The organism is Flavivirga eckloniae (genome assembly GCF_002886045.1).
GTDB lineage: Bacteria > Bacteroidota > Bacteroidia > Flavobacteriales > Flavobacteriaceae > Flavivirga > Flavivirga eckloniae.
In genome coordinates, this window is the sequence record NZ_CP025791.1 from 2,061,492 (window position 1) to 2,079,087 (window position 17,596).

General features: G+C 33.9%; 15 protein-coding genes. 2 read left to right on the top strand and 13 right to left on the bottom strand.

Going from position 1 to position 17,596, the window contains the following annotated elements:
- Window positions 1-26: 26 nt before the first annotated feature.
- A complete protein-coding gene (locus C1H87_RS08455) occupies window positions 27-1,937 on the bottom strand; it encodes an ABC-F family ATP-binding cassette domain-containing protein (protein ID WP_102755382.1) in 1,911 nt (636 codons plus the stop codon).
- A 165-nt stretch (window positions 1,938-2,102) separates the two neighbouring features.
- On the opposite strand from C1H87_RS08455, the gene C1H87_RS08460 reads away from it, so the two are divergent.
- Both C1H87_RS08460 and C1H87_RS08465 read left to right on the top strand, forming a co-directional pair.
- Window positions 2,103-2,486, top strand: coding sequence for a DUF983 domain-containing protein (locus C1H87_RS08460; RefSeq protein ID WP_102755383.1), 384 nt, complete (start codon window positions 2,103-2,105; stop codon window positions 2,484-2,486).
- A gap of 48 nt (window positions 2,487-2,534) precedes the next feature.
- The gene (locus C1H87_RS08465; protein WP_102755384.1) at window positions 2,535-3,008 is read left to right on the top strand and encodes a hypothetical protein; all 474 of its coding nucleotides are present in this window, start codon (window positions 2,535-2,537) and stop codon (window positions 3,006-3,008) included.
- A gap of 511 nt (window positions 3,009-3,519) precedes the next feature.
- Here C1H87_RS08465 and C1H87_RS08470 read toward each other — a convergent pair.
- The 12 genes from C1H87_RS08470 to C1H87_RS08525 all read right to left on the bottom strand — a co-directional run bounded on the left by C1H87_RS08470 (window position 3,520) and on the right by C1H87_RS08525 (window position 17,582).
- Window positions 3,520-4,560 (bottom strand): NAD(P)/FAD-dependent oxidoreductase, encoded by a 1,041-nt coding sequence (locus C1H87_RS08470; protein ID WP_102755385.1) that lies wholly within the window; start codon window positions 4,558-4,560, stop codon window positions 3,520-3,522.
- An 86-nt stretch (window positions 4,561-4,646) separates the two neighbouring features.
- Window positions 4,647-5,537 carry a type IX secretion system ring subunit PorN/GldN gene (gene porN, locus C1H87_RS08475; RefSeq protein ID WP_102755386.1) on the bottom strand — a complete coding sequence of 297 codons (891 nt, stop codon included), beginning with the start codon at window positions 5,535-5,537 and terminating at the stop codon, window positions 4,647-4,649.
- Window positions 5,538-5,729: 192 nt separating this feature from the next.
- The gene (porM, locus tag C1H87_RS08480; RefSeq protein ID WP_102755387.1) at window positions 5,730-7,289 is read right to left on the bottom strand and encodes a type IX secretion system motor protein PorM/GldM; all 1,560 of its coding nucleotides are present in this window, start codon (window positions 7,287-7,289) and stop codon (window positions 5,730-5,732) included.
- A gap of 47 nt (window positions 7,290-7,336) precedes the next feature.
- A complete protein-coding gene (gene porL, locus C1H87_RS08485) occupies window positions 7,337-7,972 on the bottom strand; it encodes a type IX secretion system motor protein PorL/GldL (protein WP_102755388.1) in 636 nt (211 codons plus the stop codon).
- An 81-nt stretch (window positions 7,973-8,053) separates the two neighbouring features.
- Entirely contained in the window at window positions 8,054-9,421 is a 1,368-nt protein-coding gene (gene porK, locus C1H87_RS08490) for a T9SS ring complex lipoprotein PorK/GldK (protein WP_199769364.1), read from the bottom strand.
- Between the two features lie 162 nt (window positions 9,422-9,583).
- Window positions 9,584-10,750: a formimidoylglutamase gene (locus C1H87_RS08495; protein WP_102755389.1), complete on the bottom strand. Its 1,167-nt coding sequence runs from the start codon at window positions 10,748-10,750 to the stop codon at window positions 9,584-9,586.
- A gap of 75 nt (window positions 10,751-10,825) precedes the next feature.
- Window positions 10,826-13,333: a type I DNA topoisomerase gene (gene topA / locus C1H87_RS08500; protein ID WP_102755390.1), complete on the bottom strand. Its 2,508-nt coding sequence runs from the start codon at window positions 13,331-13,333 to the stop codon at window positions 10,826-10,828.
- Between the two features lie 140 nt (window positions 13,334-13,473).
- A complete protein-coding gene (locus C1H87_RS08505; RefSeq protein ID WP_102755391.1) occupies window positions 13,474-14,256 on the bottom strand; it encodes a hypothetical protein in 783 nt (260 codons plus the stop codon).
- A 12-nt stretch (window positions 14,257-14,268) separates the two neighbouring features.
- Window positions 14,269-15,039: a hypothetical protein gene (locus C1H87_RS08510; RefSeq protein WP_102755392.1), complete on the bottom strand. Its 771-nt coding sequence runs from the start codon at window positions 15,037-15,039 to the stop codon at window positions 14,269-14,271.
- Window positions 15,040-15,161: 122 nt separating this feature from the next.
- Window positions 15,162-16,403, bottom strand: a complete 1,242-nt coding sequence (locus C1H87_RS08515) for an LVIVD repeat-containing protein (protein WP_102755393.1) — start codon at window positions 16,401-16,403, stop codon at window positions 15,162-15,164.
- Between the two features lie 15 nt (window positions 16,404-16,418).
- Window positions 16,419-16,862: a hypothetical protein gene (locus C1H87_RS08520; RefSeq protein WP_102755394.1), complete on the bottom strand. Its 444-nt coding sequence runs from the start codon at window positions 16,860-16,862 to the stop codon at window positions 16,419-16,421.
- Window positions 16,863-16,883: 21 nt separating this feature from the next.
- Window positions 16,884-17,582, bottom strand: a complete 699-nt coding sequence (locus tag C1H87_RS08525; protein ID WP_158655165.1) for a lipocalin-like domain-containing protein — start codon at window positions 17,580-17,582, stop codon at window positions 16,884-16,886.
- Window positions 17,583-17,596 lie beyond the last annotated feature (14 nt).

A 17,596-nucleotide genomic window follows, 5' to 3' on the forward strand; every position in this document is an offset into this window, starting at 1 on the left:
ATGAAATGCATAAAATTTTAACAAAACTACTCAGAGAACTGTTCAATTTCTAATTGAATCTCCTCCCATTTATCCATAAAGTTCTGTAAATCGGTTTTCTTTTTTTGATAGTTATCGAAAAAGTCTGGTTTGGAAGTCACTTCCTCGTAATTGATTTCAAGCTCTAAATCTATAGCTTTTATATCTTGCTCTAACTGATTAATTTGAGCTTCAACATTGCTTAATTTATTATTTAAGGATTTTAGCTTTTTCTGATCTTCGTAGGACTGGTGCTTCTTTTCCTTAGGCGTTTCTTTTACTACAGTTCTTTTTTCAACCTCTCGAAGACTTTCAACCTTACGCTGTTCCAAATAATAATCTATATCGCCTAAATACTCTTTTATTTTGTGGTCTTTAAACTCATAAACAATATTGGTTAAACCTTGAAGAAAGTCCCTGTCGTGAGATACCAAAATTAAAGTTCCTTCAAATCGTTTTAGGGCTTCTTTTAGCACATTTTTAGATTTTATATCTAAGTGGTTAGTTGGCTCATCCATTATTAAAACATTAAATGGTTGTAACATTAACTTCGCCAATGCTAAACGGTTTCGTTCTCCTCCCGAAAGTACACGTACATATTTCTCAACTTCATCTCCACGGAACAAGAAGGATCCTAAAATATCTCGCACTTTACTTCTATTTGTTTCGTTAGCAGCATCAATCATAGTATCCAGCACGGTTTTATTACCATCTAAATATTCTGCCTGATTTTGAGCAAAGTAGCCTATCTGCACATTATGCCCTAGTTTTAAATGACCGTCATGCTTAATATCTCCAACTATAATCTTAGCCAGTGTAGATTTACCTTGTCCGTTTTGCCCAACAAAAGCTGTTTTACTATCTCGTTCTATAAGCAACTCGATATGTTTTAAAACCTGATTATCTCCATAGTTTTTAGAAATGTTCTCTGCTTCTACTACAACTTTCCCTGGAGTTATCGATACAGGAAAATTAAGTGTCATAACACTGTTATCGTCTTCATCAACTTCAATTCTATCAATTTTATCGAGTTTTTTAATTAACGACTGAGCCATAGTAGCTTTTGATGCCTTGGCACGAAACTTCTCGATAAGCTTCTCTGTTTGCTCAATCTGTTTTTGCTGATTTTTTTGAGAAGCCAACTGTTGCTCTCTTAACTCCTTGCGTAATATTAAATATTTTGAATAGGGCTTAGGGTAATCGTAAATTCTACCTAAAGAAATTTCAATCGTTCTATTAGTAATATTATCTAAAAACATTTTATCGTGAGATACTATAACTACCGCACCGGGATAACTCTTTAAAAAGCCTTCTAACCAGATAATAGATTCTATATCCAGGTGGTTTGTTGGCTCATCCAGCAAAAGAATATCATTATTCTGAAGAAGTAATTTAGCTAATTCTATTCGCATACGCCATCCACCGGAAAAGGTGTCGGTTAGCATATTAAAATCTGATCGTTTGAATCCTAATCCCTGAAGAATTTTTTCAGTATCGCCTTGATAATTATAACCTCCTAAAATTTCATATTGATGCTGAAGCTCATTAATATCTATCATGAGCTGATTATAGCTTTCACTCTCATAATCGGTACGTTCTGCCAGTTGGGTGTTAATCCCTTCCATTTTAGCTTCCAGTTCTTTTATCTCTGTAAAAGCTTCGTAAGCCTCCTCTAGCACTGTTCTACCCAAAACAAAGTCTATGTCTTGTTTTAAAAACCCAATTTTCAGTTCTTTATCGGCTGCTATTTGCCCCGTATCGGGTTCCATCTCTTTTGATAAAATTTTAAGCATTGTAGATTTACCTGCTCCATTTTTACCAATAAGACCAATCCTATCTCCATTACCTAGTTTAAATGTTATATCTTCAAACAGGTATTCTCCCTGAAATGAAATCGATAAATTATGAATGTTCATCATAGAAATGTAACTTATATTACTTCACTTTTATTATTAAAGACCTAACTTTGCTCTTGATTTCTTACCTCATCTTGAGTAAGATTTGAGAAAGAATATTTTATGAATAACTAGGTTAAAAAACGCGACATCTTTTTTCATCGCGCTTGCAAAAATACATTAATTTATATGTTTAAAAAAGGAACAAAACTATATAGCATTTTAACTGGCACTTGCCCTAAGTGTCACGAGGAATCTATGTTTAAAAATAAAAATCCTTATATACTCTCTCAGGCTTTAAACATGCATGAACACTGTAGCAACTGTAAAACCAAATATAAGATAGAGCCTTCTTTCTTTTATGGGTCTATGTATGTTAGCTATGCTGTTGGGATTGCTTTTTCCACAGCTGCTTTTGTAATATCGTTTTTCGTATTTAGCGCTAGTATACATATTGTATTTATATCAATTATTGCAACTTTAATTGTATGTATGCCCATTATTTTAAGACTTTCAAGAAATATTTGGATTAACTTTTTTATGAGTTACGATAAGTCGCTTGCTAAAAAATAATCCCTTACATTATAAGTGTTTACAACTTTTTTAAATACTTACACTCCTATGAAAAACATCTTACTTCTAATCACCCTAGCTTGTCTAAACTTAAATAGTTATAGCCAAGATTATTCAAAACTTAAGGACTATGAATTTAGTGGCGATAAAATTTTTAAAAAGTCTGAATCACAGGTCCTCGAATGCACCAATTACTTATTAAGCAATCCAACTAATAAAGACGAATTAAATAGGTTGAATTCTATGCAATTCATTATGAAATGGATGGAGGGTACTCCTGATTACACTTTTAATATAGGTAAAAAAGCAATGGATTTAACAAAAGGAAATTCAGACCTATTGGGTTTATATTTAGCTGCTATGACTAAAACCGTATTGGATAATACCAACAGCAAATTAAATGATGATGATATTCATGAAAATGCTAAAAAACTGCTTGTAGATTATTGCTCAAACCCAAACAACAACATAAAACCTTCAAAGACTATCAAAAAAATATTAAAGAAGAAAAGCAAAACTTAAAATAACCTGAGTTCGACATAAGAACAAGCCTGTTTTAGGTGTGAAAGCCAATAATATAAAGTGTTTGTCTCCTTGAGCATTATCGAAATATAAAATGTATTTTATATTGAAGATACCTAGCGAAGCTTAACGAAAGGTCATAAAAACCTGAAAGTTTAAATAGGTTTCGACTGTGCTCCTGAGATAAATCATAAATTGTTTATTTTCAATAAAATAACATGAATCTTGGATAAGAGAATTTATGTCGGTGTGTGTCCCAGACTTGTTTCAGAACTATTTTTTTACTGTCACAGTGCTCTCCTCTTTAAATTAAAGCCGAGAAATGAATTTCGATTTTGATAAAAATTGGAAGAAAGAGGAGTTTTATTAAAAATAACAAACATATATAACCCTCCGAATCCCGATCTCATCGGGATCCACCTCCCTTTTTAATAGGGAGGAACACCTTGAATTCTTAAGCAAGATTAACGTTAAAATACAATCATTTTTATGTCGAACTCAGGTTAAAATATCAGTCAAACCTACGAATATCAATTTCCTCTTCTAATGGAGTTTTGTTTTCTATTAAGTTATAGAGCTGCTTGGCTACATAAGGCCCTATCATAACACCTCTCGTTCCTAAGCCGTTAAGTACATAAAGATTTTTATACGTTTGGTGTTGTCCAACCAACGGGCGTCTGTCTTTAACTGTAGGACGAACTCCGGCTACTTGATTTACAACTTTAAAAGGACAGTTAACAAGGCTTTTAAGCTTATTTAAGAGCTCTTCTTGTGCTGCCTGAGTAGTTTCATTACTTAAGTCTCTCCATTCGTAAGTGGCTCCAACAATATACAAATCGTCCCCTAATGGAATTAAAAAGGCTCCAGCTTTTAAAACATAGTTTATTTTTAAATCTGGTGCATGTATAACAATCAGCTCTCCTTTTGCTGGAACTAATGGCAAATGATTGAAATAAGGATTTTTTTTAATACCATACCCTTCTGAAAATACAACATGGTTAGCTGTTATATTTTGATATTGCAATATACTCTCTTCGATCTCAATGGCATTATAGTTAAATGCCTCTTTAAACAACAGTTTATCTTTTAACAGATCTGCTTTATAAGCTTCAATCATGGTTTTTACATCTATCCTACCTGTATTGAGAACTTCACCAAATCCGAAATTAGCTTCTACTGCGTCATTTTGGTTCTTAATTATTTTATCTGAAAGGTATTCTGAAAGTATGGGTTTATCTGAAGCAGTAAACCAATCATTCTGCTCTTCTAAAGATGCAAATCTTCGATAAACTGGAATCTTATAATCTAATTTAACATGTAGCTTTTGCTCTAAATGCGCATAGAGCGGCAGTGCTATTTCTAATTGCTCCTTACTTTTCCATACGGAAGTAAAACGTTTTAACACTACCGGATTGTATAAACCTCCTGCCACAGTAGAAGATTGTTGAGATGCATCATCAAACACCACAAATGTTTTGTTATGGGCTTTTAATTGTTCACAAAAACTAATACCTGCCAACCCGATTCCCACAACGATATAATCTACTTTCATAATGTTGCGAAGATACTTATTAATAACAAAAAACGCTCACTTAATAGTGAGCGCTTCGTATCTTTTAATTGATAATGTGAATCTGTTTAATAAGTCCACATATCTAGTTCAAAATCTCTAATTCTATTTTTAATCCTTTCAGATTCTAACAGTTGCATTAAAGCGTTTCCTGACACATATTCATTAATTTGTCGATCTTCCTGTACGTTTTCTTCTTTATAAATATATCCGTGAAAACGTCTGGCATTTAAAATATGATCGAACGAAAATGGTATCGAACTATTTTTATTATTAAATGATTTTGCTTCATGTAATATTTCTCTAGCATCTGGGAAAAATACCCAAAATAAAGGTACTAAGTCCGGCTCTGGGTCATCAATAAAATTCACATCTGGGGCTACTGGTGCGATACCAAGTAATCTGTACTTCATTTCTGCTTGACGTTTGTCAAAATACCAAAGTCCTCTAATATGATATTCTTTTATATCTGCAGCAGTAATATCTCTTCTGTTAATATACTCCGGAGATAATGCTTCTCCTGCATTTAATTGTTCAATACCTAATTCGGTAGTATCAATTTTAGCTAAAGCGCCTTCTATGTCTTTTAAAGTTCGCTTTGCTGTAAAATAAGAATCATCATATATGTTCTTTATTTTTCCATTTTTTATATTCGTCATAAGCACATGATATAACGACCTTCTATTACTACCAATGTTATTGGTATCTGTAGGGTAATATAATGGAAAATTTGAACGCTCATCAAGAATAATCTTTTCCCATGTCATTTTAGAAAACAAAATATCTCTGTCATCAACATAACCATATGGTAAAGGTTTGTCATTATCGACAACCTTTTGAGCTTCCGTTCTTACACCAATTTCTTCGGGACTCTTAGCGTTTAAGATATTTGCTTGGGCGAATATGCCCGACACTGTAAAAACAGTAGTAACGGTTAATAAAAAACTTTTTAATTTCATGTGTTTATATTTATTATTTCTCAATGCGTCGTACTCAACTACGCTTGGTATATGCTTCGACAGCGCTCAGCACATATATAATATCCATAACAAACTTTAGAGTTCATTATCCAACTTTTGTTATGGATATTTCTTCTTATTTAAATATTTAACTTATTAGTTCAACCAAAAGGTTAACTCTAATAGTACTTCTTAGTTAGTAAGTTCAACAAATACCGGAGAAACTTTTTTAAGTATCACACTAACACCTTTGGCCTTAGCTTTGATATTAAATATTTGAACTCCAGATCCACGCTTAGCTTTACGTAATGCAGCTTTTGCTCTACCATCTAACTTGTTACCATTAACAGTAATTGTTGGCTGCCCTGGTACTTTAAACATAAAACTAGTAACTCGTAATGGTAATTCAAAATCGAAATCATCAAACTTAGCACCAATAGTAGATATTCCTAAAGAATTCTTCTGCATTTTTACAGTTCCGTCTTCTCCTCTTATCGTTCCTGTTGGTTTTGGTAAATCCTTAATTCTGAATTTAGCTCTATCACTAACTTTTTGTCCATCAGGTAATGTACCTGTAACATTAATTGTTACTTCTCTACCTTTAATTCTGGTAGCATCCATAATGTATTTACTACCTCTAGATCTTGAAAGACCTTGAGCACTTGCGTTTACTTTATTATCTGGTACTCCTGCAAATGAAATAGTCATTGGGTTTTTAACACCACGGTAAACTACATTCATTTTATCTGCAGAAATTGTAGCTGCATTTGGTTTAGAAACTGTAGCAAATGACTGATCTACTGGCACCTTAGTCTCAACACCGTCCTCTAAGAAGATTAAATCTCCTTTAATTCTGTGCTCTCCTACACCACCAGTACCTATTTTAAGCTTTACTTTACCATCTTCGATAGCATATTGCTTTTCAGTAAGTGGTCTTCCGTCTAAAGTTAATTCTACTTTATTTGGTTTCGTAGAAGAATCTTTACGACCTAACACAATTTGTCCATCAAATTGCTCACCGTTAAAATAAGCAGATTTAGATGTTTCTAATAAGGTAGTATAGTTTGTCATAGATAACTGTACTGCTTGTGTACCTTGCATCATCGTAGATAAAACTTCAGATTCTGTAGTTTTAATATCAGCTTGAAGCTGCGTCATCTTTGTTAAAGAAGCCACTAAAGGGAATCCTTTATAATGATAATCTAACCAGTCTTGTTTTCCAGCTGCTCTAGGAATAGGATCTGTATTAAATTTATCCTTAACATCTTTAACGATATCTTCCATGCCTTTTTCATCTTTAAGCAACTCAACAACGCCTTCTCTAAAAGTCTTGATTTGGTTTAAAAACTCTTCGCCTGCTGGTTTAAGTTTATCTCCTTTAAAGAAATTTTCGTCAAGGTAGTCACCTTTATCCATAATCTCATAATCTGTAGCATCATCAACAGTTGCCGTCATTTTAGATTTTAAATCTTCAAGATACGTATCAAAATCTGTCGCCAACTTATCTAGTGCTTCTCCTTTAGCTTTTAAAGGCTCGTATTTTTCTGGTTGCTCTTCAGCTTTAAGCTTTAAATTATCTACAAAACTGTGATTACGCTCTTTTGCTGATTTGTTAGACTCTACTAGTCTTTCGTTCATTAATCCGAATGCAGAAAGTACTTCTTTCGACATATTTAAAGCGAGCATCGCAATAAATATCAAATACATCAGATTAATCATTTTCTGTCTTGGTGATAAATTTCCTCCTGCCATGTCTAATTTAGGTTTTGGTTAATTAATAAATTGGGTTAATTCCCTAATTAGCTCTTATTCATTGCAGACAGCATACCACCGTAAACACCATTTAATGAAGATAAATTAGATGCTAACGACTGCATTTGCTCTTTTAATTTAGCAGCGTTTTCTATAGATTCTTCGCTAACAGATGCTTGTTTATTTGCACTTTCTAATTGTACTTTATATAAACTGTTTAATGATTCCATTTGAGCTGCTGCTAATGATAACTCTTCTCCATATTTTTGAGCTGCTTCAACAGAATCTACTGTAGACGTCATGCTTTTTGCAGCGCCTTCGAAATTTCTGATACTTTCTCCTAAACTTGCCATTAATTCGCCATCAATTCTAGCGTCTTTTAACAAGTTATCTAATTTACTGGCTAATATGCCTTGTGGGTCTTCTTTTTGTTTTGCTTCTGTTTGTCCCCCTGCTAATTCCGGATATACTAAAGACCAATCTAATTCTTCATCAACTGGTTCGAATGCTGATAACGCAAATATAATTGCCTCTGTTACTAGACCAATGGTTAACATAACGTTTCCTGTTAATGGTCCTATTTCGAAGTGAATAATTTTGAATAGTGCTCCAACGATTACAATTGCTGCTCCTAATCCATAAGCCATATTCATGAATTTTTTACTTGCTTTTGACTTTGCCATAATTTTCGGTTTTTAATTTTAAGTAAGTTACTTAAGTAGGTTAATTAATAGTATTTATTATTGTTAATTGATTTGATTCTCTTATTTTTTATTAGAATTCTTAGTTACTTGTGTCCCCATGTAATCTTGTACTGTTCTAAATCCAATATAACTTCTTGCTGAATCTGCATACTCATAATCTCTAGAGCTTACTTGTAAAAAGTATGCTACATCTTTCCATGATCCACCTCTTACAATTTTACGAGTGTTTTTACTATCGTTTACACTAGGGTTTATTGTAGATGTATATGCATATGATGAAGCGTCGTATGATGCGTTTACCCATTCTGATACGTTACCTGCCATATTATATAAATTATAATCGTTAGGCTCGTAAGACTTCGCTTCTACTGTATATAAGGCCTGATCTGCTGCATAATCTCCTCTTACTGGTTTGAAGTTAGCCATAAAGCAACCTCTATCACTCTTAGTATAAGGTCCTCCCCATGGGTAAGTAGCTGCTTGCAGACCACCTCTTGCTGCGTACTCCCACTCTGCTTCAGATGGTAATCTGAATCTGTTTACCATTGCAGATCCTTTTTTAGATTTTTGGTAAGAGTTCTTATTAATAGTTCTCCATTCACAAAATGCTTTAGCTTGTTGCCATGTTACACCAACTACAGGATAGTCGCTGTATGCATCATGCCAAAAATAATCGTTATGCATTGGTTCGTTGTAAGAATAAGCGAAATCTCTAATCCATACAGTGGTATCTGGATATACTTCAATTTCTTCTTTTATAATGGCATCTTTACGTTTAATACCTCTATTTCTTGCAGCTTCTCGGATATCCATATAACTGTACTGGAACTTGAATTTCTTTACATCCCAAGTACGCTGTCCATTGTACGATTCTTCCATAGGAAGGTACATGGTATCCATTACTTCTGTATAATATTCATCTGGATAATCTGCCGTATCAAAGATTAAATCAACATCATGATTAATTCTTCTTCCTTCATATCCTGTAGGCCCTAAACCTGTATAGTTTTCGAACATATACTTTTCGTAAACAGACATATTAGCTGTATCTGCATCCTTAAATGCATACTCGCCTATACCACCATCTTCTGGTACTTTTCCAACTTCGTCTGCCAATACGGCAAGTTTCATTCTAACTATTGAGTCTCTTACCCAATTAACAAATTGACGATACTCGCTATTTGTTATTTCTGTCTCGTCCATATAAAAGGCTCTTACAGTAACTGTTTTTGCAGGTGCGTCGTGTACACCAGCAAGATCATCATCTGCTTTACCCATAATAAACGCTCCTCCAGGAATAAGTTGCATTCCGTAAGGTTTTTCCGGGTGCCATTTTTTCCCTTTTATACCTACTAGTTCGCCCCTATCTTGAGAGCCACAACTAGCTAGTAATGTTACTACTGTGATTAATAATACAAACTTTTTCATATCCATAGAAAACTCGAGGTTAATTAGTTTAAGCTTTATTTTTGAGAGCGTAAACATATTTATATATTTTTTAAAAAACAACTTTTTCTGTAAAAAAAATACATTTCATCGTGAAAAAATAGCATTTTACCGATGAAATAAACATTTCGACCTAAATCGCTGTTAAACGCTATTCTTTTGAAATGCCTTGTACCAACGATCTGGTAACTTGCCATTGCAGGCATCAAGGTAATCCTGATGCATGCAAGGTAATAACGCATGTCTTTTTAATTTATTATTTACTTCGGATAAAAAAGGAATTTCTATCCACCATCTACCTGTCTTATTACTCTTGTAAAAAACCAGCTCCTGCGAGTCTACAAGGGTTATAAACTTTTGATAGTTTCGGTCGTCGGAAAAGTCATCGTCACTTACTCGATAATTTACACCTTCGATGAAATACCAAATTATTTGGGCCACCAACATCGATGTCATTTCGTCGTCGTGGGAAGGTTTATATTCATATATACCAAAAGAAGTTACCTTATTGCTAATTCCTGCATAACGTGAGATCGCACAAATCTCTTTACCATCTAAACCGTTGGGCGAATACTTTTGATTTACGCCGACCTCAGATCCTTTTATTGATGTTAAATCTACACTAACTATATTGGCATCTCTTAATACCGGTTCTACTATGGTAATATCTTTAGAAACTTGTCCTAGTCTGTAGGATTCGAAATAAAGCTTATCCATTAAGTCTATCTCTTCTTGCGAATTGAAGTACGTCTGGTATCCAATGGTAGCATAATTAAAAAGGTTATAGGGCTCATCTAAAATAACCTTACCAACAAAGCTATTATTCTTTATAGGTTTTGTGGAGTCGCCTAAATCAAACTTACTATCTACATTTACGACATTTACCATAGGTATTAAATTATCGTAGGCTCTATAGTTCGCATAGGTTAGGTCTTGAGTACCACCTAAGATAATAGGGATAATATTCTTTTTTACTAAAATACTAATAGCAGTCTTTAATGCAAAGTAAGTATCCTCAACACTTTCCCCTCTGTTAATATCTCCTAAATCTACAATATTAGTATTCCAACCTCCGGGAAAAAGACTGTATAGGGATTTTCGAATTTCATTTAGTTGAAACTCTTCTCCTATGTAATTAATATCATTCCTATTTTCTAAAACTCCTAAAATAGCAATGTCTACATCATCCAAGTCGGGAATACCGGCATGTGCTGAGTGAATCTTAACTCTCCTTCCTAAGGCTTGCGATGAAAGCAGCTCGTTATGAGCCAAAATTAAATCTGAAACAGGAGACAAAAAATTAAAATTCATTTGATACCTTTTTAGTTATTAGATATAACTCACCTTATTAAGGCTTTTTTATAAAATAAAAAGCACTAAAAAAACTTATTTCTTTTTAGCTGGTGCTTTCTTTTTCGCTGGTGCTTTTTTCTTAGCCGCTTTTTTCTTTGGTGCGTTAGCTTCTATAATTGCCTTAGCCTCATCCAAAGTCATTTCGGAAACGTCAACCGTTTTAGCCAGTTCTACTTTTACCTTTCCTTGTATAACATTATGTCTACCCCAACGTGCTTTTTCAACACGTACTCCTTCTTCTTCCCAATTATGAACAACCTTATCTATTTCTTTTTGAATTTTTGTTTCAATTAATTCAACAATATCCTCTTCAGATAAGTTATCCCAATCGTATTTCTTATTTACATTAATAAACATATTGTTCCATTTAATAAATGGCCCAAAACGTCCTTTACCTTTTTGTACTGGTAAATCTTTATACACATATATAGGAGCGTCTGCTTTTTGCTTTTCTTTAATTAAAACAATAGCGTCATCAAGTTCGACACTCAAAGGATCTACACCTTTAGGCAACGAAACAAATGAGTCTCCAAATTTAACATAAGGTCCAAAACGTCCATTATTTACTACAATGTCTTCTCCTTCGTAAGTTCCTAAACTTTTTGGAAGCTGGAATAAATCCATAGCTTCCTCGTAAGTAATGGTATTTAATTGTTGGTCTGGACTAAGACTGGCAAACTGTGGTTTTTCTTCATCGTCTACAGTACCAATTTGCACCATAGGTCCAAATCGACCTAAACGCACACTTACCTGCTTTCCGGTTTTAGGATCTGTTCCTAAAATACGCTCTCCAGATTCTCTTTCTGCATTTTCTTTTACATCTTCTACTTTCGGATGGAAGTTTTTATAAAATGACTTCATCATTATAGTCCAATCCTCATTCCCTTCGGCTATCTCATCGAAGTTCTCCTCAACCTTAGCTGTAAAATTGTAATCCAAAATGGTTTCAAAATGATTTACCAAAAAGTCGGTTACAATCATACCTATATCTGTTGGCACTAACTTTCCTTTATCTGAACCTATTTTTTCGGTTAATCGTTTATCGCTTACCGAACCATTCTGAAGTCGTAGTTGTGTATAGCTTCTTTCTACACCTTCAACTACACCTTTTTCTATATAATTTCTATTTTGTATGGTTGAAATTGTTGGCGCGTATGTTGACGGACGTCCAATACCCAACTCTTCTAACTTCTTAACGAGTGAGGCTTCGGTAAATCTTGCAGGCGGACGTGTATAACGTTCAGTTGCTGAAATATAACTATTAAGAAGTGTCTCGTTAGTTTTCATTGCTGGTAACATACCTTCTTGCTCAACATCTTCATCATCTGTTCCTTCTAAATATACTTTCAAAAAGCCATCAAAAGTAATGACCTCTCCATTGGCCGAGAAAAGTTCATTATGTGTAGAAGCACTAACTTTTACATTGGTACGCTCTAATTCTGCCTCGCTCATTTGCGATGCTATAGCTCGTTTCCAAATTAAATCGTATAAACGTGCTTGATCCCTATCGATATTTACTGAATGTGTTGCAAAATTTGTAGGTCGTATAGCCTCATGCGCTTCTTGAGCACCTTTTGCTTTACCTTTATAATTTCTCGGTTTACTATACTTTGCCCCATAAGCACTTTCAATTTCTGCTTGGGCGCCTTGTCTGGCTTCATCCGATAGGTTTACACTATCTGTTCTCATATAAGTAATTAAACCCGCTTCGTATAGGCGCTGTGCCATCGTCATGGTTTTACTTACCGAAAAATATAATTTACGTGATGCTTCTTGTTGTAACGTTGATGTGGTAAACGGTGCCGCCGGAGATTTTTTTGCGGGTTTCTTTTCTAAATCTGAAACTTTAAAACTCGCCGTACTGTTCTTTTCTAAAAACTCTTGCGCTTCTTCTTTAGTTGAAAAATTCTTTGGAAGTTTTGCTTTAAAGGCTTGTCCGTCTTCGTTAGAAAATTCAGCATCAACCCTATATGAAGCTACTGGTGTAAACCCTTGAATTTCTCTCTCTTTCTCAACAATGAGTCTCACCGAAACGGACTGTACTCTACCTGCAGATAATCCTCCTTTTACTTTTCGCCAAAGCACAGGAGATAGTTCATAACCTACTATTCTATCCAGTACACGACGGGCTTGCTGGGCATCTACCAAATCGTAATCGATACCTCTGGGGTTTTCAATTGCTTTTTGAATAGCTGCCTTTGTGATTTCGTGAAAAACAATTCGTTTCGTTTTTTCCTTATCTAATTTTAAAGCTTCAGCCAAGTGCCAAGCAATTGCTTCCCCTTCTCGATCCTCATCACTTGCTAACCAAACCAAATCGGCATTTTTAGCTAAGTCCTTTAATTTTTTTACAACTGCCTTTTTATCCTTGGATATCTCATATTTCGGTTTAAAATCACCATCTACATTAACGCCTAATTCTTTGGAAGGTAAATCGGATATATGTCCGAAACTTGACTCTACTTTAAAGTCTTTTCCTAGAAATTTTTCAATGGTTTTTGCCTTTGCTGGTGACTCTACTATCACTAAATTCTTCGCCATACTTCAAATTTTGAAGCTACAAATGTATATGAAAAAAAGTTTATCTGACACATTTTATGGATTATCTGTTGATTATTTAAACAAAAAAAACTGCTTTTAACACTTAAAAAGCAGTTTTTTTTATGTTGTAAATAAAAAAATTATTCAGGTAAAAGTCCTATTTCTTCTATAGGATCGGTCTCTTTAAAGCCAATCACATTTTTATATATTAAATACATAGGATGATAAACAAATGGTGCTGTAACAAGGAATCCTATTCCACACAACAACAAACCAACAAGTTGCGCTAAGGTAGACGCCACGAACATGGTTCCAAAAGTAAGCAACCATTTTTTGTTTCCTATTTTAAAACTCGTCTTTACAATTTCGCCAACACTAAGTTCCGGATTAAATGTATATACTATTGAAAAGTACGACAACGGTATCATAACATAGAATATAGGCAGGTAACATAGCATCATCGCTAAGATAGCAATACCAAAGGATGCCAGCATCAATACAAATATCTTGCTTAAATGCTTTCCTTTTACAAAATAAAAGAAATCTGATGTTGTTACGGTCTCATTATAATCCAACTTGTATATGATTCTAAAAAACGCAGCATTTAAAGCTACAGAAACAGCTCCCAAAACAAATATCCCAACGAATATGAACAGGATATATAATATGGACATACCCGCAAAAAAGCCGCTTAACGCTTCAGAGCCCGAATAGCCACTTTCCTGTTGCGCAATAATGAGCCCTATTAAAGGCAGAAATAATATAATAATTAAAGGCATCATGATTATTAGCGTAAACAACTGCAATAAAACTCCCTGAAGCCAGGTCTTTTTAAATAACTCGATAGATTCGTTTAAAATATTTCCGAAATCCAGAGCTTTAGCCTTTTCGATTTTTTCTGCTAATCTGTTAACTGTATTCATTTGTAAAAATTATTAATAATCGATGTCATCGCCAAGCCCTATTTGGTCAATCTCACTGTGATCTTTAAAGCCAATAACATCTTTATAAATCAAGAACATTGGCAAATATATAATAGATATAGTAAACAGCACACCAATTCCGCAAGCCAACATTCCCAACATACCTAGAATACCCATAACGAACATTGAACCAAAGGTGATTAACCATTTTTTATTTCCTAATGCAAAGCTTGCTTTTACTATTTCTGTTTCACTAAAATCTGGATTAAAGGCAAAAATAACGGCAAAATAAGACAAGGGCACAAGCACATATATGTAAGGAATTAAAAACATAAGCTGTGTTATTGTTGCAATTAAACCATAAATAATGCCTAGCATAAACACCTTCGAAAAGTATTCCTTTTTAAAAAAATAAAAGTAATCGTCGTTTCCTGTTTCTCCAGCTTCCGTTTGTTTGCAAATTCTATAAAAAGCTGCCAAAAACGCCAGTGTTAATGTGCCAATTAAGATTGTTTGGGGGATACTATAAATTGCATTTTGAGAATAAAAACCTGTAATCGTTTCAATATCAAATCCATTATTAAAATCAAGAGTACCAGGCGCCAAGCCTATCAATTGAAAGCCCAAGCTTATTACAAAGGTTGAAACGGCAATAAGCAAGACTACCAAAAAACCTTTAAGCCATATTTTTTTAAATAAATCTATAGAATTGCTAATAATATCGCCAAAATCCAAATCTTTGGCATTACTTATTTTTTGCTGTAGTGTATTTAATGTATTCATATTTCAACTTGGGTAAAATTATTAATATAGATACGCGGTTTAGTTAAAACAATTGCAATATAACATAAACAAAAAAAACCTGCATAAATACAGGTTTCTTATTTTATATATAATTTGGAATGTTATCTTAATGAATATGAACTTATTAATTCTACACCATCGGCTATATAGTCGTATTGGTACAGCGTATTTCCTCCAATCATAAGCAAGTTGTTTTCCAATGGTATAACATCTTTAGATTGCGCATCTTGGTATGCGTTTATTTGTTTTACTTTTAATGGGTCTGCCTTATCGAATAGTTTTAAACCGGAAGTACCATCGCAGACAAACAAAGTGCTTCCCTTAATGCCCAACCCATAAGGGTTTTCTAACTCATAACGGCCAGCTAATGTTGGTGTTTCTTTTTTACTAATATCAATAACCTCTAAAACGCTTTCTAACTGACCACAATCGTTTCCTCCGCGTAATGTTAAATAAGCATAATCCCCATCAACAACAACAGGATCACAGCCTTCCCAATGAGTAAACTCCGAGACATACTCTGGCGAAGACGGGTTCGATATACTATAGATGTACATGCCATTAGTACTTCCTAAATACAAATAATCGTCGGCTTGAAACATGGTTTCTATATTCCAACCAGCATTCTGTGTGTTTTCAAGTACTGGCGACGATAAGCTTTGTATATTAAAAATAGACATTTGATAATTTCCAACGGTGTACAAGTAATTACCCACGATTTGGAACCTCGCCAAAGACCCTCCTTGACCTGTAACCGATTCTGCCATTGATTGAACCACTGCTCCATCTTCAAAGGCAATACCAATAAATCGATTATCTACTTTCTTACGCTTTTCGGTAGTTATTGTCCACCCCACGATAATGTTGTCTTCTAAATCTATTTTACCATAATCAACTGCTTCAGCTTCAATAGGAATATTGTAATCATAAATATTAAACACATCTTTTAATCTTTCTACTAAAGAAATTGAATTCATATCAGAGATATCGAAAACCAATAAATCTGTGGCACTATCTGCATATAAAAAATCATTCTTAACCGAAATATCTTCGTTACCGGGAATTTTAATGTGCTTAATTGCCTGAGGTGATTCAGGATTCGAATTATCTATGATATGTACTCCTTTTTTACTATCGCTCACAAAAATGTAGTTTTTGTAAGCATATATCTTACCTAGCTCCTCAATGTTTTCGGGGTCAACAATAGCAACCGAATTTCTAAAGTCGGATTTAGCCATCAGTTCTGGAGTTGCCACTTTAACAAGCTCGTAATCAACACCTTTTTCATCGCAAGACCATATACCGATAAGAACTAATAACAAAAAAAGATATTTTAATTTCATAGCAAATGATTTTATTTAATATTTATAACGTAATGGCGTTTTTAAACCTTCAAGGTTTAATATAACTTCATTACTTCCACTAACTTGAAGCGGTGTTAGATCAAATGAAACGGTCCTAGTAACTATTGCCAAACAAACTTCTTCATTTATTAATTGGAATTTTAAATCACGTTGTTCTGGCGAAGACTCAGTAACATCTCCAGAGTCCACTAGTTTATATTCCCAAGAATTACCATCGCAACCACCTCCCTTTATTTCAATTGTTAAGCAGTTATCTGTTATTTCTGCACTAACAAAAGTAAAACTAGCATCTAACACTAAGTTATTATAAATTTCTTTATTTACAATAGTTTTTTGATCACAAATTTCTTTAACTGGGGTATTATCATCATCTTCATTACACTGAAAACTCAAAAAACAACACAATACGGCGGCAATAAAAAGGGGCTTTTTTAACATAATTAAATTTATTTATTAGATTTATTTTAGTGCAGGAAATCCATTTTCACACACGACTTCTTTAGGTGGCACTGGTAAATCGCATGTTGAAACAATACTCCATTTTGTATTAAATGCATCTTCCAAATTAGTGTATTTTTCAACTTTCTGTAAAAAAGCAGCCGTATCAATTTGCTTAGAATATGCAATATATCCTTGAGGACCTCCACAAGCTTTTGCTCCATAAGCAGTAAAAGCCCAATCGCTTGCGTCTGTACATGAAACACTTATTGATAGTTTATAAATCTCATCAAATAAATCCATTAATTCTCTATGATCTTCTTCTTGCTCCGTCAACGCTCTTTTAACAACTAACTCATTTTCGGTAAGTGAAATAATCTGCCATGCATAATTATTAGGGTAATATTCCAAAGCTATTTTTATGAGCTTATCATCCAACTGCCATGCTCCTTCAGAATCGAAAAACACCAACGGAGGCGTTCCACACCAACCCGAAGAGCGCTCAACAAAGACTCCATTTTTTTTGAACGTCATTCCGTAAGCTTCTTCAGGCAATACATTAGCCCTTTTATAGGTTATTTCATCGTTATCATACGATGGGGCTATCCAATTACCAATTAATAAATTATCAGGCTCTAAAACAGGAATTGAGTCATCATCTGAACATTGCATATTCATAAAACACAATACAACGGAAAGAGCAAATACAATCTTTTTCATAAATGGGGATTTTA

Bases quoted from the DNA above. Each gene is read 5' to 3' on its own strand.
- C1H87_RS08455 (WP_102755382.1), bottom strand. From the start codon at position 1,937: ATGATGAACATTCATAATTTATCGATTTCATTTCAGGGAGAATACCTG.
- C1H87_RS08460 (WP_102755383.1), top strand. From the start codon at position 2,103: ATGTTTAAAAAAGGAACAAAACTATATAGCATTTTAACTGGCACTTGC.
- C1H87_RS08465 (WP_102755384.1), top strand. From the start codon at position 2,535: ATGAAAAACATCTTACTTCTAATCACCCTAGCTTGTCTAAACTTAAAT.
- C1H87_RS08470 (WP_102755385.1), bottom strand. From the start codon at position 4,560: ATGAAAGTAGATTATATCGTTGTGGGAATCGGGTTGGCAGGTATTAGT.
- porN (WP_102755386.1), bottom strand. From the start codon at position 5,537: ATGAAATTAAAAAGTTTTTTATTAACCGTTACTACTGTTTTTACAGTG.
- porM (WP_102755387.1), bottom strand. From the start codon at position 7,289: ATGGCAGGAGGAAATTTATCACCAAGACAGAAAATGATTAATCTGATG.
- porL (WP_102755388.1), bottom strand. From the start codon at position 7,972: ATGGCAAAGTCAAAAGCAAGTAAAAAATTCATGAATATGGCTTATGGA.
- porK (WP_199769364.1), bottom strand. From the start codon at position 9,421: ATGAAAAAGTTTGTATTATTAATCACAGTAGTAACATTACTAGCTAGT.
- C1H87_RS08495 (WP_102755389.1), bottom strand. From the start codon at position 10,750: ATGAATTTTAATTTTTTGTCTCCTGTTTCAGATTTAATTTTGGCTCAT.
- topA (WP_102755390.1), bottom strand. From the start codon at position 13,333: ATGGCGAAGAATTTAGTGATAGTAGAGTCACCAGCAAAGGCAAAAACC.
- C1H87_RS08505 (WP_102755391.1), bottom strand. From the start codon at position 14,256: ATGAATACAGTTAACAGATTAGCAGAAAAAATCGAAAAGGCTAAAGCT.
- C1H87_RS08510 (WP_102755392.1), bottom strand. From the start codon at position 15,039: ATGAATACATTAAATACACTACAGCAAAAAATAAGTAATGCCAAAGAT.
- C1H87_RS08515 (WP_102755393.1), bottom strand. From the start codon at position 16,403: ATGAAATTAAAATATCTTTTTTTGTTATTAGTTCTTATCGGTATATGG.
- C1H87_RS08520 (WP_102755394.1), bottom strand. From the start codon at position 16,862: ATGTTAAAAAAGCCCCTTTTTATTGCCGCCGTATTGTGTTGTTTTTTG.
- C1H87_RS08525 (WP_158655165.1), bottom strand. From the start codon at position 17,582: ATGAAAAAGATTGTATTTGCTCTTTCCGTTGTATTGTGTTTTATGAAT.